Below are 25,185 nucleotides of genomic sequence, written 5' to 3'. Positions count from 1 at the left end.
TGGCTGCATGCTGCTGCACCGGCTCGCCCGTGTGTCCCAGGAGGTCGCCGCCACCTCGGCGCGGTCCCGGAAGATCGCCCTGCTCGCCGAGTTGTTCCGGGACGCGGAGGCGGACGACGTGCCGATCGTCATCCCGTACCTGGCGGGACGGCTGCCGCAGGGGCGGCTCGGCGTCGGCTGGAAGGTGCTCAGCCGCCCCGTCGCCCCGGCCGCCGAGCCGACCCTGACCGTGCGCGGGGTCGACGCCCGCCTCACGGAGCTCGGCAAGGTGTCCGGCCCCGGCTCGCAGGCCGAACGGTCCCGGCTGGTCGGGCAGTTGATGGGCGCGGCCACCGAGGACGAGCAGCGGTTCCTGCGCGGGCTGCTCACCGGCGAGGTCCGGCAGGGCGCCCTGGACGCCGTCGCGGTCGAGGGGCTGGCCGAGGCGACGGGCGCGCCCCCGGCCGACGTGCGGCGGGCGGTGATGCTGGCGGGTTCCCTGCAGACGGTGGCCGAGGCCCTGCTCACGGACGGGCCCGTCGCCCTGGACCGCTTCCGTCTCACCGTCGGCCGCCCGGTGCTGCCGATGCTGGCGCACAGCGCCTCCTCGGTCGCCGAGGCCGTCGGCAAGCTCGGCGCCTGCGCGGTCGAGGAGAAGCTGGACGGCATCCGCGTCCAGGTCCACCGGGACGGCGACACCGTACGGATCCACACCCGCACCCTCGACGACATCACCGACCGCCTGCCCGAAGTGACGTCGGCGGCGCTGGAGTTGCGGGGCGAGCGGTTCATCCTGGACGGCGAGGTGATCTCCTTCGACGCAGAGGGGCGGCCCCGCTCGTTCCAGGAGACGGCCGGCCGGGTCGGCTCGCGCGTGGACGTCGCCACGGCCGCGCGGACGGTCCCCGTCTCCCCCGTCTTCTTCGACGCGCTGTCCGTCGACGGCCGCGACCTGCTCGACCTGCCGTTCGCCGAGCGGCACGCGGAGCTGGCCCGGCTGGTCCCGGAGCCGATGCGGGTGCGGCGCACGGTGGTGAACGGCCCGGAGGACGTCGACAAAGCCCAGGAGTTCCTCACCGAGACGCTCGAGCGCGGCCACGAAGGTGTCGTCGTCAAGGCGCTCGAAGCCCCCTACAGCGCGGGCCGGCGCGGCGCGTCCTGGCTGAAGGTCAAGCCCGTCCACACGCTCGACCTGGTGGTCCTGGCCGCCGAGTGGGGCCACGGCCGCCGCACCGGCAAGCTCTCCAACCTCCACCTCGGCGCCCGCACCGCCGACGGCGGCTTCGCCATGCTCGGCAAGACCTTCAAGGGCATGACCGACGCGATGCTGGCCTGGCAGACCGAGCGCCTGCGGGAGCTGGCGGTGGAGGACAACGGCTGGGTGGTGACCGTACGCCCCGAACTGGTCGTGGAGATCGCCTACGACGGTCTGCAGCGGTCCACCCGCTACCCGGCCGGCGTCACCCTCCGCTTCGCCCGCGTGGTCCGCTACCGCGAGGACAAGCGCCCCGAGGAGGCGGACACGGTGGAGACACTGCTGGCGGCGCACCCGGAGGTGCGGCCGTGAAAGGCAGGCGGAGCGCCGGTCTGCTGTTGTTCCGGCATGCCGATCACGGCCTGGAGGTGTTGCTCGGCCATATGGGCGGCCCGTTCTTCGCGCGGCGCGACGCCGGGGCGTGGACCGTGCCCAAGGGCGAGTACGACCCCGGCGAGTCCGCCTGGCAGGCCGCGCGCCGCGAGTTCCAGGAGGAGCTGGGGCTGCCGCCGCCGGCCGGGGAGGCCGTACCGCTGGGCGAGGTCCGGCAGACCAACGGCAAGATCGTCACGGCCTGGGCGATCGAGTCCGACCTCGACCCGGCGACGATCGCCCCGGGCACCTTCCGGATGGAGTGGCCCCCGAAGTCGGGACAGATCCAGGAGTTCCCCGAGCTGGACCGCGTGGAGTGGTTCGGCCTGGACCGGGCCCGCGAGGTGATCGTCAAGGCGCAGGCGGCGTTTCTCGACCGCCTGGCGGAGCACTCGCCCTGAGCAGACGTACTCGCGTTGCGGTCCCCTCCGCCGCGCGGGAAGGTCGAAGCACAGCCCGCTCTCAGGGAGGTCAGCCATGCCCATCGCAACGGTGAACCCGGCGAACGGCGAGACGCTCAAGACGTACGAGGCCATGGGCGAGGAGGAGATCGCGCGCCGGCTCCAGCTCGCGGAGGCCACGTTCCGCACCTACCGGACGACGAGCTTCAACGAGCGCGCCCGGCTGATGCACAGGGCAGCCGACCTCCTCGAGGAGGACCAGCGGGACATCGCCCGCGTCCTGACGACCGAGATGGGCAAGCCGATCAAGCAGGCCCGCGCCGAGGCCGCGAAGTGCGCCAAGGCGATGCGCTGGTACGCCGACCACGCCGGGGAACTGCTCGCCGACGAGGAGCCCGCCGCCTCCGACGTGAAGGACTCCGGCGCCTCCCGCGTCCGGGTCCGCTACCGGCCGCTCGGCCCGATCCTCGCCGTGATGCCGTGGAACTTCCCGCTGTGGCAGGTGGTCCGGTTCGCCGCGCCCGCGCTGATGGCGGGCAACGTGGGCCTGCTCAAGCACGCCTCGAACGTCCCGCAGACCGCCCTGTACCTGGAGGACCTGTTCCACCGGGCGGGCTTCACCGAGGGCTGCTTCCAGACCCTGCTCATCGGCTCGGCGCAGGTCGACGACATCCTGCGCGACGAACGGGTCAAGGCCGCCACGCTCACCGGCAGCGAGCCCGCGGGCCGCGCGGTCGCCTCCACCGCCGGCGAGATGATCAAGAAGACGGTGCTGGAGCTGGGCGGCAGCGACCCGTTCATCGTGATGCCGTCCGCCGACCTCGACCGGGCCGCCGAGGTCGCGGTGAACGCGCGGTGCCAGAACACCGGGCAGTCGTGCATCGCCGCCAAGCGGTTCATCGTGCACACGGACGTGTACGACGCCTTCGCCGAGCGGTTCGTGCAGGGCATGAAGGCCCTGAAGATCGGCGATCCGATGGACGAGGACACGGAGATCGGGCCGCTGTCCAGCGAGCGGGGCCGCGACGACCTGGTGGAGCTGGTCGACGACGCGGTGCGCGGCGGCGCGCGTGTGCTGTGCGGGGGCGAGCGCCCGGACCGGCCCGGCTGGTACTACCCGCCGACCGTCCTCGCCGGCATCACCCGCGAGATGCGCATCCACCGGGAGGAGGCGTTCGGGCCGGTCGCCACGCTGTACCGGGCGGCGGATGCGGACGAGGCCGTGCTGATCGCCAACGACTCGCCCTTCGGGCTGAGTTCCAACGTCTGGACGCGTGACGAGAGCGATGTCGACCGCTTCGTACGGGATCTCGAGGCGGGCGGCGTGTACGTCAACGGGATGACCGCCTCCCATCCGGCGTTCCCGTTCGGCGGGGTGAAGCGGTCCGGGTTCGGGCGTGAGCTGTCCGGGCACGGAATCCGGGAGTTCTGCAACATCACCACGGTTTGGCACGGTGCGTGAGCGCCGCGCGGCTACCATCGCGTCTGTGAACCGCGAAGTGACTCTGCCTCTGATCGTCGACGACCGCGGGACCTTGCAGGTGGCTGCGGCGGACGTCAGCAAGCTGCTGCGGACGGTGGGTGGACGATGGCTGCGTCTTGTGGAGGCCGGGGAGGAAGGGCTCGACGAGGACACGGTGGCCGCGTTGACCATTGAGCTGGCGAAGCTGGCCGATCGGATCGATGTGGCGTGTATCGCGCACAGCAGTGGGGGTGCGCCGTAGGGGGTGCGGCTGTGTGCCGTCTGCGGGTTGTGAGTGGTTGATCGCGCCCACGCGGCGGAGCCGCACCTTGGTCCAGCCCCGCGCCCCTAAGAGGTCGGCCGCCCCAGCGCCGACCAGAACATCGCCTCGTAGGTCTGCAGCAAGCGGCCGTAGTGGTGGGCGTGGTGCTCGTTCAGCCGGTCCCCGTCCAGGCCCGCCTGCACCGCGGCCGTCGCCTTCTGGTCCAGCTCGGGGGACGGCTCCGCGAAGAAGTCGAAGAAGCCGCACGCCTCGTCGGAGAAGTCGTAGTGGCTTCGCAGAGCGTCCGCGATCGTCGCGCAATAGCCGCCTCAGGCCGAGAAGTTGGCGGTCAGGGCCAGTACGGCGTCGGGTGGTTCGGCGTTGAGGGCCAGCCAGGCGACGTAGGCGGGGTAGGCCTGGCAGCCCGGGAGTGGGGTGTACGCGGTCGCCTGCTCCTCGGTCACGGCGCAGGCCTCCGCGAACGTCCTCAGCCGCTCGGCGGCCAGCGTCTCGCCCTCGGCGAGTGCCGTGAAGAAGGCGGCGGACGCCGGGTCGGTGACGGCCGAGCGCTGCGCCAGGTGCAGGAACGAGCGGAGGTCCGCGGCGATCACCCACCGCTGCTCGAGCGCGAGCGCGGCGAGCGTGTCGCGGCTCGCCGCGCCCCGCGCGATCAGGGGGACCAGGGGGTTGGCCCGCGGGTCCGGGGCCAGTTTCCCGGTGCTCGTCTCCAGAAGTTCGCGGGCCGTACGCGTCATCGCGTCCTCCGTCGGTTACCAACGGGCGCGCCGCGCCCCCTGCCGCGCCCCCTGCGGCGCTACCGAATCGGCATACCCGAAAGCGTCCGCGCGATCACCAGGCGCTGGATCTCGCTCGTGCCCTCGAAGATCGTGTAGATCGCGGCGTCGCGGTGCATGCGCTCCACCGGGTACTCCCGGGTGTAGCCGTTGCCGCCGAGGATCTGGATCGCCTGGGCCGTGACCTTCTTCGCCGTCTCGCTCGCGAAGAGCTTGGACATCGAGCCCTCGGCCGCCGTGAACGGCCTGCCGCTGATCGCCATCCAGGAGGCGCGCCAGACGAGCAGGCGGGCGGCGTCGATCTGGGTGCGCATGTCGGCGAGCTGGAAGGCCACCCCCTGGTTGTCGATGATCGGCCGGCCGAACTGCTCCCGCGTCCTGGCGTAGTCGAGGGCGACCTCGTACGCCGCCCGGGCCGTGCCGACCGCCATGGCGCCGACCGCCGGGCGGGAGGCCTCGAACGTGGCCATCGCGGCGTTCTTGACGCGCTCGCCGCCCTTCTTCGCCCTCTCGCGGGCGCGGGCCAGGCGCTCGTCCAGCTTCTCCTTGCCGCCGAGCAGGCAGGAGCCGGGCACGCGCACGTTGTCCAGAATCACCTCGGCGGTGTGCGAGGCGCGGATACCGTGCTTCTTGAACTTCTGCCCCTGCGACAGTCCCGGCGTGTTCGGCGGGACGATGAAGGAGGCGTGGCCCTTGGAGCCGAGCTCGGGGTCGACGACCGCGACCACGACGTGCACGTTGGCGATACCGCCGTTGGTCGCCCAGGTCTTCGTGCCGTTGATCACCCACTCGTCCTTGGCCTCGTCGTACACGGCACGCGTACGCATGGAGGCCACGTCCGAGCCGGCGTCGGGCTCGGAGGAGCAGAACGCGGCGACCTTGACATCGTTGGCGTCGCCGTACATCTGGGGGATCCAGGTGCCGATCTGCTCCTCGGTGCCGTTGGCGAGGACGCCGACGGCGGCCAGGCCGGTGCCGACGATCGACAGGGCTATACCGGCGTCTCCCCAGAACAGCTCCTCCATCGTCATGGGGATGCCGAGGCCCGTGGAGTCGAAGTACTGCTGGGCGTAGAAATCGAGGGAGTAGATGCCGACCTTGGCGGCCTCCTGGATGACCGGCCAGGGAGTCTCCTCGCGCTCGTCCCATTCGGCGGCCGCGGGGCGGATCACATCGGCGGCGAAGCCATGGAGCCAGTCCCGGACTTCCCTCTGTTCGTCGTTGAGCTCCATGGTGAACTCGGCCATGTCCCCTCCAGCGGCGACGCACGTACGTGTTACTTGCGGTAACCCAGTCTGTTACTGGCGGGTAGGAAAAGTCAACTCCCGATGACTCCTCGGCAGCCCGTTCGATGGAAGGGCCGGGTTGAGTGCTAGTTTGCGCAGGCGTCACCGAATCAGCACGGGTGGGGAGAGCACATGGACACCACGCAGCGGACCGATCAGCAGCGGTCCGCCGACCGCCGACGGCGCGAGTTGCTGGAGGCCGCCGACCGAGTGGTGCTGCGCGACGGCCCGCAGGCCTCCATGAACGCGATCGCGGCGGAGGCCGGCATCACCAAGCCGATTCTCTACCGGCACTTCGGCGACAAGGGCGGACTTTACGCGGCCCTTGCCAAGCGGCACACGGACGCGTTGCTGGACTCGCTGCGGGCGGCGCTGGACGCCCCCGCGGATCGGCGGGAGCGGGTCGAGGCCACGCTGGACACGTACCTCGCCGCGATCGAGGCACGGCCTCAGGTGTATCGGTTCCTGATGCATCCGGCGGAGGGGTCGCAGGGCGATCAGGGGTTCGATGTCGGGAAGCACAGCGCGCCGCTGCTCCGCAGGATGGGCGAGGAACTGGCCCAGGTCATCGAGGAGCGGCTGGATCTCGGGCCGGAGAGTCAGCGGCTGGCCCGGGTGTGGGGGCATGGGATCGTCGGGATGATGCACGCCGCCGGGGACTGGTGGCTGGGGGAACGGCCTTGTTCCCGGGCTGAGTTGGTGCGGAGCCTTGCTGATCTGCTGTGGGGGCGTCTTGCGGCGGCTGGGGACAAGATGGGGGGCCCGGGGTTCTGACGCTCGTGTCCTGTCTGCGGGTGGTTCGTGGTCGCTCGCGCCCACGCGGCGGAGCCGCACAGTGATAGAGCCCCGCACCCCTTTTGGGCCGGTGCACTCACCGGCGCCAGGAAGCCCGGGCCGCCTGCCGCATGAGCTTGCGGTGGCGCCGGCCGGTCAGGCGGTCCGCGTAGATACGGCCCTCCAGGTGATCGCACTCGTGCTGCAGGCACCTCGCGAAGAATCCCGTCCCGTGCACGGTGACCGGCTCCCCAGCCACCGTGAAGCCCTCGACCACGGCGTGGTCGTAGCGCTCCGTCCCCGCCTCCAGGCCCGGCAGGGACAGGCAGCCCTCCGGCCCCCGCAGCACCACCCCGTCCGCCTCCACCAGCCTCGGGTTCACGACATGTCCGAGATGCCGGACGTCCTCGTCGTCCGGGCAGTCGAAAACGAAGACCCGCGACGGGACGCCGATCTGGTTCGCGGCGAGGCCCACGCCCTGGGCGGCGTACATGGTCGCGAACAAGTCCTCCACGAGTGCGGAGAGTTCGGGGCCGAAGTCGGTGACCTCCGCGCAGGGTGTGTGCAGGACCGGGTCGCCGAGCAGGGTGAGGGGTCTCACGCGGCCTCGGGTGCCGGGGATGGGGCCGTGTCGCATGGCGGCAAGAGTACGGTCCTTGCTGCAACGCTCGTCTCACGGTGGTGGCACGGTTCGGGAGTGCGAATGGATCTCGATAGGCTGAGGTCCACACCACGTGGCCGTCAGGCTTCAAGGCGCGGCGCGTACGCAAGGAGGATCGAGAACTGATGGCAGGCAACTCGGACCCGCTCACGCCGCGGGCCAAGCTGGCCGTGACCGCGGGCAAGGCGGTCGCAGCGGCATCGCGCGCCGCGGGGCGCGGCAGCGGTTCGGTGATCGGTGGCCGGGTGGCCCTCAAGCTCGACCCCGACCTCCTCGCCAAGCTCGCCCAGAACCTGGACGTGATCCTGGTGTCGGCGACCAACGGCAAGACGACGACGACCCGGCTGATCGCCGAGGCGCTGCGGGCCGCGGGCCCGGTCGTCTCCAACGCGCTCGGCGCCAACATGCCCGCCGGTATCACCTCGGCGCTCGCGGGCGGTTCGGACGCCCGGTACGGCGTCATCGAGGTCGACGAGAAGTACCTCGCCGGGGTCGCCCGGGACACCGAGCCGAAGTGCATCGCCCTGCTGAACCTCTCCCGCGACCAGCTCGACCGGGCCGCCGAGACCCGCATGCTGGCCGAGAACTGGCGTGAGGGCCTGGCCGGTTCCAAGGCCGTCATCGTCGCCAACTGCGACGACCCGCTGGTGGTGTGGGCCGCGTCCTCCTCCCCCAACGTGATCTGGGTCGCCGCCGGGCAGATGTGGAAGGACGACGCCTGGTCCTGCCCGTCGTGCGGTGGCGTGATGCAGCGCCCGGGCGACGACTGGTTCTGCGGCGAGTGCGGCTTCCGCCGGCCGACGCCGAGCTGGGCGCTGAACGGCGACTACGTCCTCGATCCGCACGGGTCCGCCTGGCCGATCCACCTCCAGCTGCCGGGGCGCGCCAACAAGGCCAACGCGGCCAGCTCGGCCGCCGTCGCCGCCGTCTTCGGGGTGCCGCCGCAGGTCGCGCTGGAGCGCATGTACCAGGTGCAGGCGGTGGCCGGGCGCTATGACATCGTGCAGTTCCAGGGACGTGACCTGCGCCTGCTGCTGGCGAAGAACCCGGCCGGGTGGCTGGAGACCTTCTCGCTGATCGACCCGCCGCCGGCGCCGGTGATCCTGTCGGTGAACGCGCGGTCCGCCGACGGCACGGACACCTCCTGGCTGTGGGACGTGGACTACACGCGCCTGACCGGCCACCCGATCTGCGTGATCGGCGACCGGAGGCTGGACCTGGCGGTGCGTCTGGAGGTCGCCGACCAGCAGTTCCAGGTGTGCGAGAACCTCGACCAAGCCGTGCAGATGTGCCCGCCGGGCCGCATCGAGGTCATCGCCAACTACACCGCGTTCCAGGACCTGCGCCGCCGCGTCGGCAACTGACAAGCACTCAGGGGACTTTTGTGAGCGACAACAGCCTGCGGGTCGTCTGGATCTACCCGGACCTGCTCAGCACGTACGGCGACCAGGGCAACGTCCTCGTCGTGGAGCGCCGGGCGCGGCAGCGGGGCCTGGACGTGGCCCGGCTCGACGTGCGCAGCGACCAGCCGATCCCGACCTCCGGCGACATCTACCTGATCGGCGGCGGCGAGGACCGTCCGCAGCGGCTCGCGGCCGAGCGGCTGCGCCGGGACGGTGGTCTGCACCGGGCGGTCGACAACGGCGCGATCGTCTTCTCCGTGTGCGCCGGCTACCAGATCCTCGGCCACGAGTTCATCAACGACCTCGGCCAGCGCGAGCCGGGGCTCGGGCTGCTGGACGTGGTGTCCGGGCGCGGTGAGGGCGCCCGTTGCGTCGGTGACGTGCTCGCCGACATCGATCCGCAGCTCGGCCTGCCCCCGCTGACCGGCTTCGAGAACCACCAGGGCGTCACCCACCTGGGCCCCACCGCCCGCGCCTTCGCCCGGGTGCGCCTGGGCAACGGCAACGGCACGGGCGACGGCACGGAGGGCGCGTACAACGGCACCGTCTTCGGTACGTACATGCACGGCCCGGTGCTGGCCCGCAACCCGCTGATCGCCGACCTGCTGCTGAAGCTGGCGCTCGACGTCAACGCGCTGCCGCCGACCGACGACCGTTGGTACGAGGCCCTGCGCAACGAGCGCATCGCGGCTGCGCAGCAGCCTGCGTAGGCGCTGTTGCGCGGCAGCCTGCGTAGGCGCTGTTGCGCGGCAGCCTGCGTAGGCGCTGTTGCGCGGCAGCCTGCGTAGGCGCTGTTGCGCAACAACCTGCGTAAATGCCGCTGCGCGGCAGCCTGCGTGAAACTCCACGTCAAGCTGCTGGCACCAGCCCGTCTGACGGCTCATCCGCACAGGTGAGCGGGGTCGTCCAGCAGGCGGACGCATGGTTCGGCCCCGCCCCCTCGTGCCGCTAGGGTGGCGGGGATCGAGCCGGACAGCGCGGTCCGGTCCCGTGCCCATGTGGAGAAGGTTATTCGGGCTATGCGCATTGGTGTCCTCACGTCCGGCGGCGACTGCCCCGGCCTGAACGCCGTCATCCGGTCCGTCGTGCACCGTGCCGTCGCCGACCACGGCGACGAGGTCATCGGCTTCCGGGACGGCTGGAAGGGCCTCCTGGAGTGCGACTACCTCAAGCTCGACCTGGACGCGGTGGGCGGCATCCTCGCCCGCGGCGGCACCATCCTCGGCTCCTCCCGGGTCCGTCCCGAGCACCTGCGGGACGGCGTGACCCGGGCCAGGGGGCACGTCGAGGAGCTCGGACTCGACGCGATCATCCCGATCGGCGGTGAGGGCACGCTGAAGGCGGCCCGGCTGCTGTCGGACAACGGCCTGCCGATCGTCGGCGTGCCGAAGACCATCGACAACGACATAGCGGTCACGGACGTCACCTTCGGCTTCGACACGGCGGTCGGCGTCGCGACCGAGGCCCTGGACCGGCTGAAGACGACCGCCGAGTCCCACCAGCGGGTGCTGATCGTGGAGGTCATGGGCCGCCACACCGGCTGGATCGCGCTGCACTCGGGCATGGCGGCCGGCGCGCACGCCATCGTCGTGCCCGAGCGGCCCTTCGACATCGAGGAGTTGACCGCGAAGGTCGGCGAGAGGTTCTCGGCGGGCAAGCGGTTCGCGATCGTCGTCGCCGCCGAGGGCGCCAAGCCGAAGCCCGGGACCATGGAGTTCGACGAGGGCGGCAAGGACATCTACGGCCACGAGCGGTTCGCCGGGATCGCCCGGCAGCTCTCCGTGGAGCTGGAGCGGCGGCTCGGCAAGGAGGCCCGGCCGGTGATCCTCGGGCACGTCCAGCGCGGCGGGACCCCGACGGCGTACGACCGGGTGCTCGCGACGCGGTTCGGGTGGCACGCCGTGGAGGCCGTGCACCGCGGGGAGTTCGGGAGGATGACCGCGCTGCGCGGGACGGACATCGTGATGGTGTCGCTGGCGGAGGCCGTCGAGTCGCTGAAGACGGTGCCGGAGGACCGGTACACCGAGGCGGAGTGCGTGCTGTAGGACGTACGTCGGCTTCAGTCGCCCCCGGTCGCAGCAGCGGCCGGGGGCGGTTCTACTCTGGTGCGGACAAACAGCTGTCCGCAGACAGCTGGGACGTATCGACGCACACCCCCACGAATCAGGAGCCGGCGGATGGATCACAGCGGGCACGGCATGATGACGGATCTGCCGCCGTTCACGCTGGGACGAGGGCTTCAGTGGTCCGCGGACCCGTTCTTCCTCGTCGCCTGTCTGATGGGGCTGGCGCTGTACGCCTGGGGGGTCGTACGGCTGACGCGGCGCGGGGACAAGTGGCCGGTGGGACGGACGGTCGCGTACGCCGCCGGCGTGCTGAGCATCGGGCTCATGATGTGCACGCAGCTGAACGACTACGGCATGGTCATGTTCAGCGTGCACATGGTGCAGCACATGGTGATCAGCATGGTGTCGCCGATCCTCATTCTGCTCGGGGCGCCGATCACGCTGGCGCTGCGCGCGCTGCCGACGGCGGGCCGCGGCCGCACAGGGCCCCGTGAGCTGCTGCTGATGCTGCTGCACAGCCGCTACATGCGGATCGTCACCCACCCCGCGTTCACCATTCCGCTGTTCATCGCGAGCCTGTACGGGCTGTACTTCACGCCGCTGTTCGACTTCCTGATGGGGTCGAAGGCGGGGCACATCGCGATGATGGTGCACTTCCTCGCCGTCGGCCTGGTCTTCTTCTGGCCGATCATGGGCGTGGACCCGGGGCCGTACCGGCCGGGCTACCTGATGCGGATGCTGGAGTTGTTCGCGGGCATGCCGTTCCACGCGTTCTTCGGTATCGCGCTGATGATGGCGTCCGCACCGATGGTCGAGACGTTCGAGAACCCGCCCGCCTCGCTCGGCATCGAGGCACTCTCCGACCAGAACGCCGCCGGCGGCATCGCCTGGGCGTTCAGCGAGATCCCGTCCGTGCTGGTGCTGATCGCGCTGCTGTTCCAGTGGTACGCCTCGGAGCAGCGGCAGGCCAGGCGCAAGGACCGGGCCGCCGACCGGGACGGGGACAAGGAACTCGAGGCATACAACGCCTATTTGGCCTCATTGAACGCACGCGGCCGCTGATAGGCCCTGCCTTCAGTAGCATGAAGCGCGACGGGGGAACCGCCGGGGGGAGCGGTGATGACACTTCGCGCGCTTGTGCAAGCGTTCGTACAAAGGGTCGGGAAATCAGCGATTCGGAATCTCTCGATCCTGTCGGTTTTCGTTCTGGCGGCCAGCGGGTGCGACAGAGAAGCACCGTTGTTCGTGGTGAAGGCGGTCGCCGCGGGCGTTCCCTCGCTCGCGCCCTTCTTCGACGAGAACAGCGGGCTCGGCCGGGACGCCGTGGTGCGGTCACGGCCGGCGCGCGGTGGTCTGCAACAGGGTGATTCACCTGGCCTGTACGGCGGGACGCGGCAGCCGACGGTCTGTGACGTCGACCGGCTGGAGCGCTACCTCACCGCTCCCGGGAATCACCGCAAGGCACAGGCGTGGGCGAAGGCGCGCGAAATTCGAACGGACGAGATTCCGGTTCATCTCGACCGGCTCACCCCGGTTCTCCTGCGTCACGACACCCTCGTGAAGAACCACGACCACAAAAAGGGAAAGGCTGTTCCCTTCCACGCGCTGCTCCAGGCGGGAATCGCCATTCTGGTCGACGAACAAGGACTTCCCGCGGTGAAGTGCTCGTGCGGAAATCCGCTGCGCCCCTTCGAAGGGGACACGAGCCGGATCTCGGTCAGGTTCGGGGGCGGCAACGACAAGTGGCGGGGATACGACCGTTCCGCCGTGGTGGCCGTCAGGCCCGCACCCCGGGAACTGGAGCGGCTCGCCCTCGTCGACGTCGAGGATCCGGACCGGGGCATCGCGCGGCCCGTCGGGACGACGGGCGAGGCCGACTCCGCCTTCGACACGCGACAGCGGCGCGCGGTGCCGGACGTCAGGGGGACGACATTCGGCGAGGCGAGCAGGCGGCTGGCCGACGAGGGGCTGGCGGTCGCGTACGACGGGGAGGGGCTGCCGCCGGTCGGTGCGCGGGTCACCGCGTCCGATCCGGTGGCGGGGGCCGAGCTGCGGTTCGGGGCGTATGTGACGCTGAGTGCGGACGCGGGGGGTCGCACCTCCGGTGACACGTCCAGTGGCAGGTCCGGTGGGACGTCCGGTGGCAGGTCCGGTGGGACGTCCGGTGGCACGACCACCGCTCCCCCGGGCCCGGAGTCGTCGCGGCCCGTGGAGGATCCGGCGACCTCGTCACCGCCGCCCTCGTCGCCCGGAGATCCCGGGGCGGGCGGGTCGTCCGGGCCCACGTCGTCCGCGCCGGGGGAATCCGGGCCCACGAGTGAGGCACCGTCGTCCGCGCCGCCCGGGTCGGGAGAACCGCCCGGCTCCGCGCCTGCTCCGTCGAGCGCCGAACCCCGGACCAGTACGCCGCCCGCCGGGTCCGGCCCGCCGCCGGGAGTCACCGGCTCGCCTCCCGAGGTCACCCGCTCTCCTCCAGAGGTCACGAGCTCTCCCCCGCAGGTCACAAGCTCACCGCCCACCGCCGATCCGCCGGCCACCGCTCCACCCACCCCCCGTCCACCCACCACGGATCTGGTCCCCAGCAGCGCGCCACCACCCGTGACCAGCGTGCCGGCCACCGGCCCGAGCGCGACCGCATGACGCCCCCGCCGACCCCGGGAGTCACCGGATGTCTTCAGGATCACCGACGTCGGGAGTGGGCCGGGTCATCGCCGGCCGTTACCTGCTGCTGCGGCGGCTCGGCAGCGGCGGCATGGGACACGTCTGGCTCGCGCACGACCAGAGACTGGCCTGTGAGGTCGCGCTGAAGGAGATCGTCTTCCGCGACGGGGCCGAGGCCGGTCACGAGCGGGAGGCCCGCGTCGCCCGGGCCCGTGCGGAGGCCCGGCACGCGGCAGGCCTGCGCGGCCATCCGCATGTGGTGACCGTGCACGACGTGCCGGAGCACGAGGGGCTGCCGTGGATCGTCATGGAGTACGTGGCGGCCGCGGTCGACCTGCGGGATCTGGTCGCCCGGCGCGGGCCGCTCGCCCCGGCCGAATGCGCCCGCATCGGCCTCGCCGTGCTCGACGCGCTGACCGCCGGGCACGAGCGGGGCGTCATGCACCGGGACGTGAAACCGGCCAACATCCTGCTCGCCCCGGACCGCACCGGCGCGCCGTACGGACGCGTGCTGCTCACCGACTACGGCATCTCCGTGCAGCCGGACGCCGGCGAGACGCGGTACACGATGGCGTCCGTCCTGATCGGCACGGCGGGCTATCTGGCGCCGGAGCGCGCCAAGGGGGATCCGCCCACACCGGCCGCCGACCTGTTCTCGCTGGGCTGCACGCTCTACTACGGCGTCGAGGGCCGCGGCCCCTTCGAGCGAGCGTCGCACCTCGCGGCGATCACCGCGGCGGTGATGGAGGAGCCGCGTCCGCCGGTGCGGGCCGGTGCCCTTGAGCCGGTGGTGCGGGGGCTGCTCGCGAGGGATCCGGAGCGGCGGATGACGGCTGCGGAGGCGGAGGCGGCCCTGTCGCTGATCGTCACGCCGTACTCCGAGGCGTACGAACGGACGCGAACCGATCCCGGGTCGCCGTCTCCCTGGGAGGCGACGGCCTCTTCCTCGGGCGCACACGGGTCGGGGCAGCCCCCGGCGTCGGCGCCCGGGGCTGCCCCGCCGCCCGGACCGGACGGATTCGGGCGCGCGCGGACGCCAGGGGGTTTCGCCCCACCCGGATCGGCCGGAGGCGGGCGCGCGCGGGAACCGGGGCCCGCGCACACTTCCGGCTCGAACGGAGACGGGCGTGGCCCGGACGGATTCGGGTCCGTCCCGGCCTCGCCGGGCGGACACCGAACCCCGCGCCGCCGTGCGCTGCGGGCCGCCCTGGCCGGCGGCCTGGGCGTGGCCCTCACCCTCGGCGGCGTCTGGTACGCCCTGGCCGACCGGGCGGGCGAGGGGACGGCGGCGCCGTACGGCGCGGCCGTCGGGCTCGCCGAGCCGCTCCGGGAGGGGGACTGTGTGCTCGTCGACTGGCCCGGCGGGAGCCGCTTCACGGGCACGCCCCGGCTGACCTTGGATCCGACCTGCCGGGACAAGGCTCCCGACGGGCAGGTGATGGCGGTGGTCGAGGCCGCCTCGGCGCACGACGCGCGTGAGCGGGGGCCGGCCCGGTGCGAGGAGCTGACGCGGGAGCTGCGGGACCGGCTGGCGGATGTGCGCAGCCACGCCGTCGTACCGGCCGAGGAGGGGTTCGAGGCGGCCGGGCGGCGTACCGCCTGCCTGGTGCTGGGCGCGCACGGGCCGGTGTACGGGCCGCTCGGGGAGCGCCGCAGGTTCGGAGCGGCGTTCGCCGACACCTCGACCATGCAGAGGCGGGACTGTCTGGACGTCCGGACCAACCGGGACGCCCGGCTGGTGCCGTGCGGCGGGCCGCACGACGAGCAGGTGCTCGGATTCACCCGGTTGGGTGACGACGTCACGCTCGCCGAGGCGCGGACGGAGTCGGACGCGGCGTGCGCGCGGGACGTGCCGCCGCGCGACTACGGCTTCGACCCGTCCGTCTACGAAGCCGGGTCGTGGACCAGTGCGGGCCCCTGGAAAACCGGCACACATGTCGTCGTGTGCACCGTAAGAAAACAGAACGGGGGCACCATGGAGGGGACCGAACCATGAGGAGGGTGTTGCGATGCCCAGTTCGTCCGGTTCGCCGGGTTCTATGAATGGTTCAACGAAGACCATGGGGGCTCTCACCATCGGCGGGCTCGTCGTGGTGACGGCCTACACGGTGGCGCTCGGCAGCAACGGCTGGCTCTGGTTCGGGTGGGTGGTCCTGGGGTTGATCACCCTGGGCATGATCGCCAGCCGCGGCTGAGGCTCACTCGCGGGTGCCCCTCACTCCCGGGTGAGGCGCCCGGCCGAGTGGACGCCCGGCTGGTACTTGGGCAGCCGGACGGTGATCTTCATGCCCGCGCCCACCGCGGTCTCGATGACGAGGCCGTGGTCGTCGCCGTACACCTGGCGGAGCCGGTCGTCGACGTTCGAGAGCCCTATGCCGCCCGAGGGGCTGACCTCGCGGGCGAGGATGCGGCGCAGCAGGCCGGGGTCCATCCCGGCGCCGTCGTCCTCGATGACGACCAGTGCCTCGGCGCCCGCGTCCTGGGCGGTGATCTGGATGTGGCACTTGTCGGCCTTGCCCTCCAGGCCGTGCTTGACGGCGTTCTCGACGAGCGGCTGGAGGCACAGGAAGGGCAGCGCGACCGGCAGGACCTCCGGGGCGATCTGGAGGGTGACGGAGAGGCGGTCGCCGAAGCGTGCCCGGACGAGCGCCAAGTAGTGGTCGATGGCGTGCAGTTCGTCGGCGAGGGTGGTGAAGTCGCCGTGCCGGCGGAACGAGTAGCGGGTGAAGTCGGCGAACTCGAGGAGCAGTTCGCGGGCGCGCTCGGGGTCGGTGCGGACGAACGAGGCGATGACCGCGAGCGAGTTGAAGATGAAGTGGGGGGAGATCTGGGCCCGCAGTGCCTTGATCTCGGCCTCGATGAGGCGGGTGCGGGACTGGTCGAGGTCGGCCAGTTCGAGCTGGACGGAGACCCAGCGGGCGACCTCGCCGGCCGCGCGGACCAGGACGGCGGACTCGCGGGGCGCGCAGGCGATGAGGGTGCCGTGCACGCGGTCGTCGACGGTGAGCGGGGTGACGACCGCCCAGCGCACCGTGCAGTCCGGGGTGTCGCAGGTCAGGCGGAAGGCCTCGCCGCGGCCGGTCTCCAGGGGGCCGGCGAGGCGTTCCATGATCTCGGTGCGGTGGTGGGCGCCGGCGCCGTCCCAGACCAGGACCTGCTTGCGGTCGGTCAGGCACAGGGCATCGGTGCCGAGCAGGGAGCGCAGTTTGCGGGCCGACTTACGGGCGGTCTCCTCCGTGAGGCCCGCGCGCAGCGGGGGCGCGGCGAGGGTGGCGGTGTGCAGGGTCTCGAAGGTGGCGTGCTCGACGGGGGTGCCGAGTCCGGCGAGGCTGGTGGGCCGGGCGGTGCGGCGGCCCAGCCAGAATCCCGCGGCCAGCAGCGGGAGGACGGCGACGCACAGGCCCGCCAGGAAGCCGCTCATGCCGGCACCTCCGTGCGCAGTTCCTCCGGCAGGTGGAAGCGGGCCAGGACCGCCGCCGTGCCGGGCGGCACCCGGCCCGGGGTGGCCAGGGACACCAGGATCATGGTGAGGAAGCCCAGCGGCACCGACCACAGCGCGGGCCAGGCGAGCAGGGCGTGCAGCGCCCCGCTTCCGGGGAAGCCCGCCATGGTCGCGGCGACGGCGAGCAGCGCGGAGCCGCCGCCCACCAGCATCCCGGCGGCGGCGCCGGGCGGGGTGAGCCGCCGCCACCAGATGCCGAGGACGAGCAGCGGGCAGAAGGAGGAGGCGGACACGGCGAAGGCGAGCCCCACGGCGTCGGCGACCGGCAGTCCGCCGACCAGGACGCTCGCCACGAGCGGGACGACCATGGCGAGGGCGGTGCCGCGCCGGAAGTGCCGTACGCCGCGCGACGGCAGGACGTCCTGGGTGAGCACGCCCGCCACGGCCATGGTCAGCCCGGACGCCGTGGACAGGAACGCGGCGAAGGCGCCCCCGGCGACCAGCGCGCCCAGCAGGTCGCCGCCCACTCCCCCGATCATCCGCTCGGGCAGCAGCAGGACGGCGGCGTCCGCGTCGCCGGTGAGGGTGAGTTCGGGGGCGTACAGGCGGCCGAGGGCGCCGTAGACCGGGGGCAGCAGGTAGAAGGCGCCGATCAGGCCGAGCACGGCGACGGTGGTGCGGCGGGCGGCGACGCCGTGCGGGCTGGTGTAGAAGCGGACCACGACGTGCGGCAGGCCCATGGTGCCGAGGAAGGTCGCGAGGATCAGTCCGTACGTGGCGTACAGCGGGCGTTCCTCGCGGCTCTCGGCCCGGGAGGGCGTCAGATCGCCGCCGCTGCCGCGGTGGGCCTCGGGGACGGGGGTGCCCTGGGCGAAGGTGAGGCGGGTGCCGCGTTCGATGTGGTGGGTGCCGGCGGGGAGTTCGAGCCGTGTGCCGGTGTGCGTGCGGCCGTCGATGGTGCCGCTGACGGTGACGGTCAGCGGCTGGTCGAGTTTCAGGTCGAGGCTGTCCTCGACGCGGACGGCCCGCTGTTCGCGGAAGGTGGCCGGTTCGTCGAAGGCGCGGCGGGGGGCGCCGTCGCTCTGCCAGGCGAGGATCAGGAAGAGGGCGGGGACGAGCAGGGCGGTGAGTTTCAGCCAGTACTGGAAGGCCTGGACGAAGGTGATGCTGCGCATGCCGCCGGCGGCGACGGTGGCGGTGACGACGACGGCGACGATCACGCCACCGAGCCAGTCGGGCGCCCCGGTCAGCACGGTCAGCGTCAGCCCGGCGCCCTGCAGCTGGGGCAGCAGATACAGCCAGCCGACGCCGACGACGAAGGCGCCCGCCAGCCGCCGTACCGCCTGGGAGGCGAGCCGGGCCTCGGCGAAGTCGGGGAGGGTGTAGGCGCCGGAGCGGCGCAGCGGGGCGGCGACGAAGAGCAGCAGGAGCAGGTATCCGGCGGTGTAGCCGACCGGGTACCAGAGCATGTCGGGGCCCTGGACCAGGACCAGGCCGGCGATGCCGAGGAAGGATGCGGCGGAGAGGTACTCGCCGCTGATGGCGGCCGCGTTCAGGCGGGGGCCGACGGTGCGGGAGGCGACGTAGAAGTCCGAGGTGGTGCGGGAGATGCGCAGGCCGAAGGCGCCGACGAGGACGGTCGCCACGACGACGAGGGCGACGGCGGGGACGGCGTAGCTGGGGTTCACGGGCTCATCGGTCCTGGGGGCTGCGCGGGCATCGGCGTCATCGGGTCTCGGGCTGAGCAGGCATGCGGCGTCATCGGTCCTCGACGAGCCGGACGAAGTCCCGTTCGTTGCGCTCGGCGCGCCGCACGTACCAGCGGGCCAGCAGGACCAGCGGGACGTACAGGCCGAAGCCGAGCACCGCCCACTCCAGGCGGCGGGACTCCTCGGTCGCCGCGAAGAGCAGCGGCAGGGGCCCGACGAGCAGCATGAGGACCGCCAGCACGCCGAGGGCGGCGCGCAGCTGGGTGCGCATGAGGGAGCGGACGTAGGTGTGGCCGAGGGTGGTCTGCTCGTCGATCTCGGTGCGCGGGCGGTAGTAGCCGGAGGCCCGGCGCGTGCGGCGGGGCGGGCCGGTGACGACGACGCGGCGTTCGGTGTGGTCCTGGGGCACCGTCACGACCTCCTCATGAGCAGATCCCGCAGTTCGCGGGCGTGGCGCCTGCTGACCTGGAGTTCCTCGGAGCCGACCAGGACGCTCACGCTGCCCGCGTCCAGGCGCAGTTCGCCGATGTGGCGCAGGGCGACCAGATGGCGGCGGTGGATGCGGACGAAGCCGCGGGAGCGCCAGCGCTCCTCCAGCGTGGACAGCGGGATGCGGACGAGGTGGCTGCCCTTGTCGGTGTGCAGGCGGGCGTAGTCGCCCTGCGCCTCGACGTGCGTGATGTCGTCGACGGCGACGAACCGGGTCACACCGCCGAGCTCCACGGGTATGTGGTCGGGGTCCGGCTCGTGCACGGGGATGCGCGGGGCGGTGCCGCGCAGCTCGGCGGCCCGCCGTACGGCCTCCGCGAGCCGCTCCTTGCGGACCGGCTTGAGGACGTAGTCGACGGCCTTGAGGTCGAAGGCCTGGACGGCGAAGTCCTCGTGGGCGGTGACGAACACGACGAGCGGCGGCTGGGCGAACCCGGTGAGCAGCCGGGCCAGGTCGAGCCCGTCGAGGCCGGGCATCTGGATGTCCAGGAAGACGACGTCGATCGCCTCCGGCCCGTCCGGCCCGGACTCCAGCGCGCGGTTGATGCGCCGCAGTGCCTCGGTCGCGTCACCGGCGCCCTCCGCGCTGCCGATGCGGGGGTCCGCGTGCAGCAGGTAGAGCAGCTCCTCCAGCGAGGGGCGTTCGTCGTCGACGGCGAGGGCGCGCAGCATGAACGTGGAGTGTAGGTGGAATTCGCACGTCTGGACATGTGCCGGCCGTGGACGTTCCCGCCGGCCGCGAGGGCGCCGTTTGTGCTGCCCACGGCGCGACGGCGCCCTGGATACAGTGCCCGCATGAACAGCAGGCCCACGCCGTTCGACGAGCTCGACCGGAAGATCATCACCGCGTTGATGGCGAACGCCAGGACGTCCTTCACGGAGATCGGCGCGGCCATCGGGCTGTCGTCGACGGCGGTCAAGCGCCGGGTGGACCGGCTGCGCGAGACGGGGGTGATCACCGGGTTCACGGCGACGGTGAAGCCGTCGGCGCTGGGCTGGCGCACGGAGGCGTACGTCGAGGTGTACTGCGAGGGCGCCGCCCCGCCCAGGCGGCTGGCGGAGGTGGTCCGCAACCACCCGGAGATCACCGCGGCGATGACGGTGACGGGCGGCGCCGACGCGCTGCTGCACGTGCGGGCGCGGGACGTGGAGCACTTCGAGGAGGTGCTGGAGCGGATCCGCGCGGAGCCGTTCATCCGGAAGACGATCAGCGTGATGGTGCTGTCCCATCTGATTCCGGAGAGCCCGGAGGCCGGCGCCAGCCAGCCCGCGCCGGAAGAGACCGGGGAAGGCGCAGCAGACATGCGCTGAGCGGCTTGAAGTCGCAGGATTCCTGCGCGAACACGCAGCTCTCGTTCCTTGTCGCCCGTCCCCGTCGCTTCCTACCGTGGTGTCAACCCTCAGTCACACACCGTCAGGAAGCGGAGGAACCCCTCTGTGCCCGACTCCCGTGTGCCGCGCCGGCGGCGCTTCCTCGTCTGCGTACCCAGACACTTCGCCGTGCAGTACGCGATCAACCCCTGGATGCGTCCCGACCGGCCGGTCGACGTCATCCGCGCCCTGGACCAGTGGCAGGCGCTGGTCGACACCTACCGCGACCACGGGCATACCGTGGACACCGTGAAGCCGGTGCCCGGCCTGCCCGACATGGTGTTCGCCGCGAACGCGGCGGTCGTCGTGGAGGGCCGTGTCTTCGGCTCCCTCTTCCACGCGCCCGAACGCCGTCCCGAGTCCGTGCCGTACGAGGCGTGGTTCAAGGCGGCGGGCTTCGAGGTCTACCACCCCGAGTCCGTCTGCGAGGGCGAGGGCGACCTGGTCCCGGCCGGCCGCTGGATCCTGGCCGGCACGGGGTTCCGCACCACTCGCGAGGCGCATCGCGAGGTGCAGGAGTTCTTCGGGATCCCGGTGATCAGCCTGACACTGGTGGATCCGTACTTCTACCACCTGGACACCGCGCTGTTCGTCCTCGACGACGAGGGCGACGGGAACATCGCCTACTACCCCGAGGCGTTCTCGCCCGGCAGCCGCGAGGTGCTCGCGCGGCTCTACCCGGACGCGGTGATCGCGACCCGTGAGGACGCGCTGGCCTTCGGCCTCAACTCCGTCTCCGACGGCTGTCACGTCTTCATCCCACCGGGGGCGACGGCCCTCGCCGACCAACTCGCCGCCCGCGGCTACGCCCCCGTCCCCGTCGACCTGTCCGAGTTCCACAAGGCCGGCGGTGGCATCAAGTGCTGCACCCAGGAAATCCGGGAGACCCGCTCATGACCGCACCCGCCCACACCCGTGGCTCCGCCGAGCTGATCCGCGCGGAGGAGCCGGTCCTCGCGCACAACTACCACCCGCTGCCCGTGGTCGTCTCGCGCGCCGAGGGCACCTGGGTGGAGGACGTGGAGGGCCGCCGCTACCTCGACATGCTGGCCGGCTACTCGGCCCTCAACTTCGGGCACCGGCACCCCGCGCTGATCGAGGCGGCCCACCGCCAGCTGGACCGGCTCACCCTCACCTCGCGCGCCTTCCACAACGACCGGCTCGCCGAGTTCGCCGAGCGGCTGGCCGCGCTGACCGGCCTGGACATGGTGCTGCCCATGAACACCGGCGCGGAGGCGGTGGAGAGCGGCGTCAAGGTGGCCCGCAAGTGGGCGTACGACGTCAAGGGCGTCCCCGCCGACCGGGCGACGATCGTGGTCGCGGCGGACAACTTCCACGGCCGTACGACGACGATCGTCAGCTTCTCCACGGACGAGACGGCACGCTCGGGCTTCGGCCCGTTCACACCCGGGTTCCGGATCGTGCCGTACAACGACCTGGCCGCGCTGGAGGAGGCCGTCGACGAGACGACCGCGGCGGTGCTCATCGAGCCCATCCAGGGCGAGGCGGGCGTCATCATCCCGGACGACGGCTACCTGACCGGCGTACGGGAGCTGACCCGGCGCAGGGGCTGCCTGTTCATGGCGGACGAGATCCAGTCGGGGCTCGGCCGTACGGGCCGCACGCTCGCCGTCGAGCACGAGTCGGTGATGCCGGACGTGGTGCTGCTCGGCAAGGCGCTGGGCGGCGGGATCGTCCCGGTGTCGGCGGTGGTCGCCCGCCGGGAGGTGCTCTCGGTGCTGCACCCGGGTGAGCACGGCTCCACGTTCGGCGGCAACCCGCTGGCCGCCGCGGTCGGCACGGCGGTGGTCGAGCTGCTGGAGACGGGCGAGTTCCAGCGCCGGGCGACCGAGCTGGGCGTGCTGCTGCGCGAGGGGCTCCAGGGGCTGGTCGGCCGCGGTGTCGTCGGCTTCCGCTCGCGCGGGCTGTGGGCGGGCGTGGACATCGACCCGGCCCTCGGTACGGGCCGCGAGATCGGCGAACGCCTCATGCGGGAGGGAATCCTCGTCAAGGACACCCACGGCTCCACGATCCGCGTCGCGCCACCGCTGACCATCACCGCCGACGAGCTCCAGGGGGCGCTGGGAACGCTGGAGAAGGTGCTCGCGCAAGGGGCGTGACCCACACACCCAGGCGGGGCCGTCTCTGCGGAGGCCGCCCCGCCCTGCTGTGAGCGGCCCCCCACAACCCGCCCTCTCCCCGCTGGAAGGGTGAAGATTGAGACAAGTGGTGGTAGACCACTCTCAGCGACAGAGAGGTCGACCGTGGGCATACACGAGGAGCACGACGTTGCCCGGCAGCGGTTCGACGTGGCCGACGCCGCGCCCCTGGTGCTCGACGCACAGGGCGTGGTGACGAGCTGGACCAGGGACGCCCAGCGGCTGCTGGCGTACCCGGCCTCCGAGGCGGTGGGCAGGAAGCTGGCCGACCTGCTGGCCGACGAGGACGCGGCACGGGTGCCGGACCTGGTCGAGCGCTGCCGCAGGGACGGCGGATGGGCGGGCCTGCTGACGGCCCGGCACAGGGACGGGCGGCCGGTCAGGGTCATGGTGCGGATCACCTGCACCCTTCAGGCGGGCGGCCCCGCCCAGTGGCTGGTGCTGGTGTCGGAGCTGGCCCAGGCGCCCGGCTGGGACATGAGCCGGACCGTGCTGGAGCAGATGGCCGCCGGATCGCCGGTCGGCATCGCGATCGTGGACACCGACCTGCGCTTCGTGTGGTCGAACGCCGCCCTGGAGCAGTTCGGCGGCGGCCCCGCGCATCGCCGGCTGGGGCTGCGGCTCGCGGACGTCCAGCCCGGCCTGGACGTGGAGGCGATCGAGGCGCAGATGCGGCACGTGCTGGAGACCGGTGAGCCGGTCTCCGGATACGAGCACGTGGGCCGCGTCCGGTCGGCGCCGCTGCGGGAGACCGCGCACATGCTGTCGTTCACCCGGCTCGAGGACGAGCACGGCCACCCCATGGGCGTGTACTACACCGTCGTCGACATCACCGAGCGGCACCGCGCCCGGCAGCGGCTGGCCCTGCTGGACCGGGCCGGCGAGCACATCGGGCGCAGCCTGGACATCTTCCGTACCGCTCAGGAGCTGGCCGACGTGGCCGTGCCGGAGCTCGCCGACTTCGTCACCGTGGACCTGCTGGAGCCGGTGCTGCGGGGAGCGGAGCTGCCGCCCGGGCCGCTCGCGGACACCGACACCGTCACGCTGCGCCGCGCCGGGCACCGGTCGATCGACGCGAGTGTCCCGGAGGCCGTCGTGGAGATCGGCGCGGTGGCGACCTACCTGGCCGGAGCTCCCCCGATCCGCTGCCTGGTCACCGGCCGCTCCTGGCGTGCGGAGCGGCTCGATCCGCTCGCCCGGCACTGGGCCACGGACACGCCGGGCCGCCAGGAGGCCACCTTCCTGGAGCTGGGCCTGCACAGCGTGATGATCGTGCCGATCCGGGCCCGGGGCACCACCCTCGGGGTCACCACGTTCTTCCGCCGCCGCCACCAGGATCCCTTCGACGCGGACGACCTGAACCTGGCCGAGGACCTCGTCTCGCGTGCGGCCGTCTGCGTGGACAACGCCCGGCGCTACACCCGCGAGCGCGACGCCGCGCTGGTGCTGCAGCGCAGCCTGCTGCCCCACCGGCTGCCCGAGCAGGACGCGGTGGAGGTGGCGGCCTGCTACCGGCCGGCCGACGAGCTGACCGGCCTCGGCGGCGACTGGTACGACCTCATCCCGCTGTCCGGGGCGCGGGTCGCGCTCGTCGTGGGCGAGGTGCCCGGGCACGGCATCGACGCCGCCGCGGCCATGGGCCGGCTGCGGACCGCCGTACGGACCCTCGCCGCGCTGGATCTGCCGCCCGAGGAGGTGCTCGCCCACCTCGACGACCTGGTGGCCCGGTCGGCGCGGGAGGAGGGCTTCGAGGTGGGCGGGGGAGCCGACCGGACCCAGGCCGTCGGCTCGGGCTGCGTGTACGTGATCTACGACCCCGTCGACGGGCGGTGCACCATGGCCGCCGCCGGCCATCCCGCGCCCGCCGTCGTCGAGCCCGACGGCACGGTGCGGTTCGTGGAGCTCCCGCAGGGACCGGCCCTCGGGGTGGGCGGCCCGCCCTTCGAGGCGGTCGAGCTGACCCTGGCGGAGGGCAGCACACTCGCCCTGCACACCGACGGGCTGCTGGCCCGCGGCGAGACCGGGACCGTCGACGCGGACCGGGACCGGCTGCGCCGGGCCCTGGAACGGGCCGCCGCCTCGCTCGACCTGCGCTGCCGGGCCGTGGTCGACGCGCTGGTCCCGGCCCGGCCGTACGACGACGTGGCCCTGCTGATGGCCCACACGAAACGCCTCGGTGCGGAGCAGGTCGCGGCCTGGGAGCTGCCCGCCGACCCGGCCGTCGTCGCCGAGGCCCGCAAGGCGGCCACCCGGCAGCTGGCGCTGTGGGGCCTGGACGAGGTGGTGTTCACCACGGAGCTGGTGGTCAGCGAACTGGTCACCAACGCCATCCGGTACGCCACCGGTCCCATCCGGCTGCGCCTGATCCGGGAACGCGCCCTGGTCTGCGAGGTCTTCGACGGCGGCGCCACCGCGCCCCACCTGCGCCACCCCCGCACCACCGACGAGGGCGGACGCGGGCTGCTGCTGGTCTCCCAGCTCACCCAGCGGTGGGGCACCCGGTTCATCCCCGACGGGAAGATCATCTGGGCCGAGCAGTCACTCAACGGACTCGCGGGCTGACCCGGACCCCCAGGTGCCGTCCGTCCCCTGCTCAGGCCGCACATAACATGCGAAACTGGTGCGATCCCGGCGATGAG

General features: G+C 72.2%; 23 protein-coding genes. 16 read left to right on the top strand and 7 right to left on the bottom strand.

Annotated features, from left to right (window positions below; genetic code table 11):
- Window positions 1–7: 7 nt before the first annotated feature.
- The 4 genes from ACYVMZ_RS08790 (at window position 8) to ACYVMZ_RS08775 (ending at window position 3,731) form a co-directional block, all read left to right on the top strand.
- Window positions 8–1,546 carry an ATP-dependent DNA ligase gene (locus ACYVMZ_RS08790; RefSeq protein WP_461077348.1) on the top strand — a complete coding sequence of 513 codons (1,539 nt, stop codon included), beginning with the start codon at window positions 8–10 and terminating at the stop codon, window positions 1,544–1,546.
- Entirely contained in the window at window positions 1,543–2,007 is a 465-nt protein-coding gene (locus ACYVMZ_RS08785; RefSeq protein ID WP_461077346.1) for an NUDIX domain-containing protein, read from the top strand. Before ACYVMZ_RS08790 ends, ACYVMZ_RS08785 begins: the two co-directional genes overlap by 4 nt.
- A gap of 76 nt (window positions 2,008–2,083) precedes the next feature.
- Window positions 2,084–3,469: an NADP-dependent succinic semialdehyde dehydrogenase gene (locus ACYVMZ_RS08780; protein WP_461077344.1), complete on the top strand. Its 1,386-nt coding sequence runs from the start codon at window positions 2,084–2,086 to the stop codon at window positions 3,467–3,469.
- Between the two features lie 25 nt (window positions 3,470–3,494).
- Window positions 3,495–3,731 (top strand): DUF6213 family protein, encoded by a 237-nt coding sequence (locus ACYVMZ_RS08775; protein ID WP_365670205.1) that lies wholly within the window; start codon window positions 3,495–3,497, stop codon window positions 3,729–3,731.
- A 329-nt stretch (window positions 3,732–4,060) separates the two neighbouring features.
- Here the strand turns inward: ACYVMZ_RS08775 and ACYVMZ_RS08770 are convergent, their stop codons facing one another.
- Together ACYVMZ_RS08770 and ACYVMZ_RS08765 are read right to left on the bottom strand one after the other, a co-directional pair.
- Complete coding sequence (locus ACYVMZ_RS08770) at window positions 4,061–4,486, bottom strand: thiaminase II/PqqC family protein (RefSeq protein ID WP_461077341.1); 426 nt, start codon at window positions 4,484–4,486, stop codon at window positions 4,061–4,063.
- A 59-nt stretch (window positions 4,487–4,545) separates the two neighbouring features.
- Entirely contained in the window at window positions 4,546–5,772 is a 1,227-nt protein-coding gene (locus tag ACYVMZ_RS08765) for an acyl-CoA dehydrogenase family protein (protein WP_461077339.1), read from the bottom strand.
- Between the two features lie 171 nt (window positions 5,773–5,943).
- On the opposite strand from ACYVMZ_RS08765, the gene ACYVMZ_RS08760 reads away from it, so the two are divergent.
- Window positions 5,944–6,585 carry a TetR family transcriptional regulator gene (locus ACYVMZ_RS08760; RefSeq protein WP_461077337.1) on the top strand — a complete coding sequence of 214 codons (642 nt, stop codon included), beginning with the start codon at window positions 5,944–5,946 and terminating at the stop codon, window positions 6,583–6,585.
- A 97-nt stretch (window positions 6,586–6,682) separates the two neighbouring features.
- Here ACYVMZ_RS08760 and def read toward each other — a convergent pair whose 3' ends face one another.
- Window positions 6,683–7,222, bottom strand: coding sequence for a peptide deformylase (gene def, locus ACYVMZ_RS08755; RefSeq protein ID WP_461077335.1), 540 nt, complete (start codon window positions 7,220–7,222; stop codon window positions 6,683–6,685).
- Between the two features lie 149 nt (window positions 7,223–7,371).
- Between def and ACYVMZ_RS08750 the strand changes: the two genes are divergently transcribed.
- From ACYVMZ_RS08750 to ACYVMZ_RS08720, 7 genes are all read left to right on the top strand, one after another.
- Window positions 7,372–8,610, top strand: a complete 1,239-nt coding sequence (locus tag ACYVMZ_RS08750; protein WP_461077333.1) for a DUF1727 domain-containing protein — start codon at window positions 7,372–7,374, stop codon at window positions 8,608–8,610.
- 20 nt (window positions 8,611–8,630) lie between these two features.
- Window positions 8,631–9,359: a type 1 glutamine amidotransferase gene (locus ACYVMZ_RS08745; RefSeq protein WP_461077331.1), complete on the top strand. Its 729-nt coding sequence runs from the start codon at window positions 8,631–8,633 to the stop codon at window positions 9,357–9,359.
- Window positions 9,360–9,668: 309 nt separating this feature from the next.
- Complete coding sequence (locus ACYVMZ_RS08740; RefSeq protein ID WP_461077329.1) at window positions 9,669–10,694, top strand: 6-phosphofructokinase; 1,026 nt, start codon at window positions 9,669–9,671, stop codon at window positions 10,692–10,694.
- A gap of 132 nt (window positions 10,695–10,826) precedes the next feature.
- On the top strand, window positions 10,827–11,777 hold the full coding sequence (locus ACYVMZ_RS08735) for a cytochrome c oxidase assembly protein (protein ID WP_461077327.1): 951 nt from the start codon (window positions 10,827–10,829) through the stop codon (window positions 11,775–11,777).
- A gap of 183 nt (window positions 11,778–11,960) precedes the next feature.
- Entirely contained in the window at window positions 11,961–13,355 is a 1,395-nt protein-coding gene (locus tag ACYVMZ_RS08730) for a DUF6777 domain-containing protein (RefSeq protein ID WP_461077325.1), read from the top strand.
- Between the two features lie 28 nt (window positions 13,356–13,383).
- Entirely contained in the window at window positions 13,384–15,372 is a 1,989-nt protein-coding gene (locus ACYVMZ_RS08725; protein ID WP_461077323.1) for a serine/threonine-protein kinase, read from the top strand.
- A 64-nt stretch (window positions 15,373–15,436) separates the two neighbouring features.
- Entirely contained in the window at window positions 15,437–15,571 is a 135-nt protein-coding gene (locus ACYVMZ_RS08720) for a hypothetical protein (RefSeq protein WP_461077858.1), read from the top strand.
- 20 nt (window positions 15,572–15,591) lie between these two features.
- Here ACYVMZ_RS08720 and ACYVMZ_RS08715 read toward each other — a convergent pair whose 3' ends face one another.
- The 4 genes from ACYVMZ_RS08715 to ACYVMZ_RS08700 all read right to left on the bottom strand — a co-directional run bounded on the left by ACYVMZ_RS08715 (window position 15,592) and on the right by ACYVMZ_RS08700 (window position 19,688).
- Window positions 15,592–16,797, bottom strand: coding sequence for a sensor histidine kinase (locus ACYVMZ_RS08715; protein ID WP_461077321.1), 1,206 nt, complete (start codon window positions 16,795–16,797; stop codon window positions 15,592–15,594).
- A complete protein-coding gene (locus tag ACYVMZ_RS08710; RefSeq protein WP_461077319.1) occupies window positions 16,794–18,506 on the bottom strand; it encodes a sodium/solute symporter in 1,713 nt (570 codons plus the stop codon). Before ACYVMZ_RS08710 ends, ACYVMZ_RS08715 begins: the two co-directional genes overlap by 4 nt.
- Before the next feature lie 70 nt (window positions 18,507–18,576).
- Entirely contained in the window at window positions 18,577–18,936 is a 360-nt protein-coding gene (locus ACYVMZ_RS08705; protein WP_461077838.1) for a hypothetical protein, read from the bottom strand.
- Between the two features lie 2 nt (window positions 18,937–18,938).
- Window positions 18,939–19,688 (bottom strand): LytR/AlgR family response regulator transcription factor, encoded by a 750-nt coding sequence (locus ACYVMZ_RS08700; protein ID WP_461077317.1) that lies wholly within the window; start codon window positions 19,686–19,688, stop codon window positions 18,939–18,941.
- A gap of 123 nt (window positions 19,689–19,811) precedes the next feature.
- Here ACYVMZ_RS08700 and ACYVMZ_RS08695 point away from each other — a divergent pair, with 123 nt between their 5' ends.
- The 4 genes from ACYVMZ_RS08695 (at window position 19,812) to ACYVMZ_RS08680 (ending at window position 25,108) form a co-directional block, all read left to right on the top strand.
- On the top strand, window positions 19,812–20,327 hold the full coding sequence (locus tag ACYVMZ_RS08695) for an Lrp/AsnC family transcriptional regulator (protein WP_461077315.1): 516 nt from the start codon (window positions 19,812–19,814) through the stop codon (window positions 20,325–20,327).
- Between the two features lie 48 nt (window positions 20,328–20,375).
- Entirely contained in the window at window positions 20,376–21,284 is a 909-nt protein-coding gene (ddaH, locus tag ACYVMZ_RS08690; RefSeq protein WP_461077313.1) for a dimethylargininase, read from the top strand.
- Window positions 21,281–22,507 carry an ornithine--oxo-acid transaminase gene (gene rocD, locus ACYVMZ_RS08685; protein WP_461077311.1) on the top strand — a complete coding sequence of 409 codons (1,227 nt, stop codon included), beginning with the start codon at window positions 21,281–21,283 and terminating at the stop codon, window positions 22,505–22,507. Before ddaH ends, rocD begins: the two co-directional genes overlap by 4 nt.
- Window positions 22,508–22,651: 144 nt before the next feature.
- The gene (locus ACYVMZ_RS08680) at window positions 22,652–25,108 is read left to right on the top strand and encodes a SpoIIE family protein phosphatase (RefSeq protein WP_461077309.1); all 2,457 of its coding nucleotides are present in this window, start codon (window positions 22,652–22,654) and stop codon (window positions 25,106–25,108) included.
- Window positions 25,109–25,185 lie beyond the last annotated feature (77 nt).

The sequence above is a fragment of the Streptomyces deserti genome, assembly GCF_054782695.1.
The sequence above is the reverse complement of the archived record's forward strand: the minus strand, read 5'-3'. Positions and strand labels throughout refer to the sequence as shown.

What these genes read in the sequence shown, in the direction of transcription:
- ACYVMZ_RS08790 (WP_461077348.1), top strand. Translation starts at nt 8, where the DNA reads ATGCTGCTGCACCGGCTCGCCCGTGTGTCCCAGGAGGTCGCCGCCACC.
- ACYVMZ_RS08780 (WP_461077344.1), top strand. Translation starts at nt 2,084, where the DNA reads ATGCCCATCGCAACGGTGAACCCGGCGAACGGCGAGACGCTCAAGACG.
- ACYVMZ_RS08770 (WP_461077341.1), bottom strand. Translation starts at nt 4,486, where the DNA reads ATGACGCGTACGGCCCGCGAACTTCTGGAGACGAGCACCGGGAAACTG.
- ACYVMZ_RS08765 (WP_461077339.1), bottom strand. Translation starts at nt 5,772, where the DNA reads ATGGCCGAGTTCACCATGGAGCTCAACGACGAACAGAGGGAAGTCCGG.
- ACYVMZ_RS08760 (WP_461077337.1), top strand. Translation starts at nt 5,944, where the DNA reads ATGGACACCACGCAGCGGACCGATCAGCAGCGGTCCGCCGACCGCCGA.
- def (WP_461077335.1), bottom strand. Translation starts at nt 7,222, where the DNA reads ATGCGACACGGCCCCATCCCCGGCACCCGAGGCCGCGTGAGACCCCTC.
- ACYVMZ_RS08750 (WP_461077333.1), top strand. Translation starts at nt 7,372, where the DNA reads ATGGCAGGCAACTCGGACCCGCTCACGCCGCGGGCCAAGCTGGCCGTG.
- ACYVMZ_RS08740 (WP_461077329.1), top strand. Translation starts at nt 9,669, where the DNA reads ATGCGCATTGGTGTCCTCACGTCCGGCGGCGACTGCCCCGGCCTGAAC.
- ACYVMZ_RS08735 (WP_461077327.1), top strand. Translation starts at nt 10,827, where the DNA reads ATGGATCACAGCGGGCACGGCATGATGACGGATCTGCCGCCGTTCACG.
- ACYVMZ_RS08725 (WP_461077323.1), top strand. Translation starts at nt 13,384, where the DNA reads ATGTCTTCAGGATCACCGACGTCGGGAGTGGGCCGGGTCATCGCCGGC.
- ACYVMZ_RS08720 (WP_461077858.1), top strand. Translation starts at nt 15,437, where the DNA reads ATGGGGGCTCTCACCATCGGCGGGCTCGTCGTGGTGACGGCCTACACG.
- ACYVMZ_RS08715 (WP_461077321.1), bottom strand. Translation starts at nt 16,797, where the DNA reads ATGAGCGGCTTCCTGGCGGGCCTGTGCGTCGCCGTCCTCCCGCTGCTG.
- ACYVMZ_RS08700 (WP_461077317.1), bottom strand. Translation starts at nt 19,688, where the DNA reads ATGCTGCGCGCCCTCGCCGTCGACGACGAACGCCCCTCGCTGGAGGAG.
- ACYVMZ_RS08695 (WP_461077315.1), top strand. Translation starts at nt 19,812, where the DNA reads ATGAACAGCAGGCCCACGCCGTTCGACGAGCTCGACCGGAAGATCATC.
- rocD (WP_461077311.1), top strand. Translation starts at nt 21,281, where the DNA reads ATGACCGCACCCGCCCACACCCGTGGCTCCGCCGAGCTGATCCGCGCG.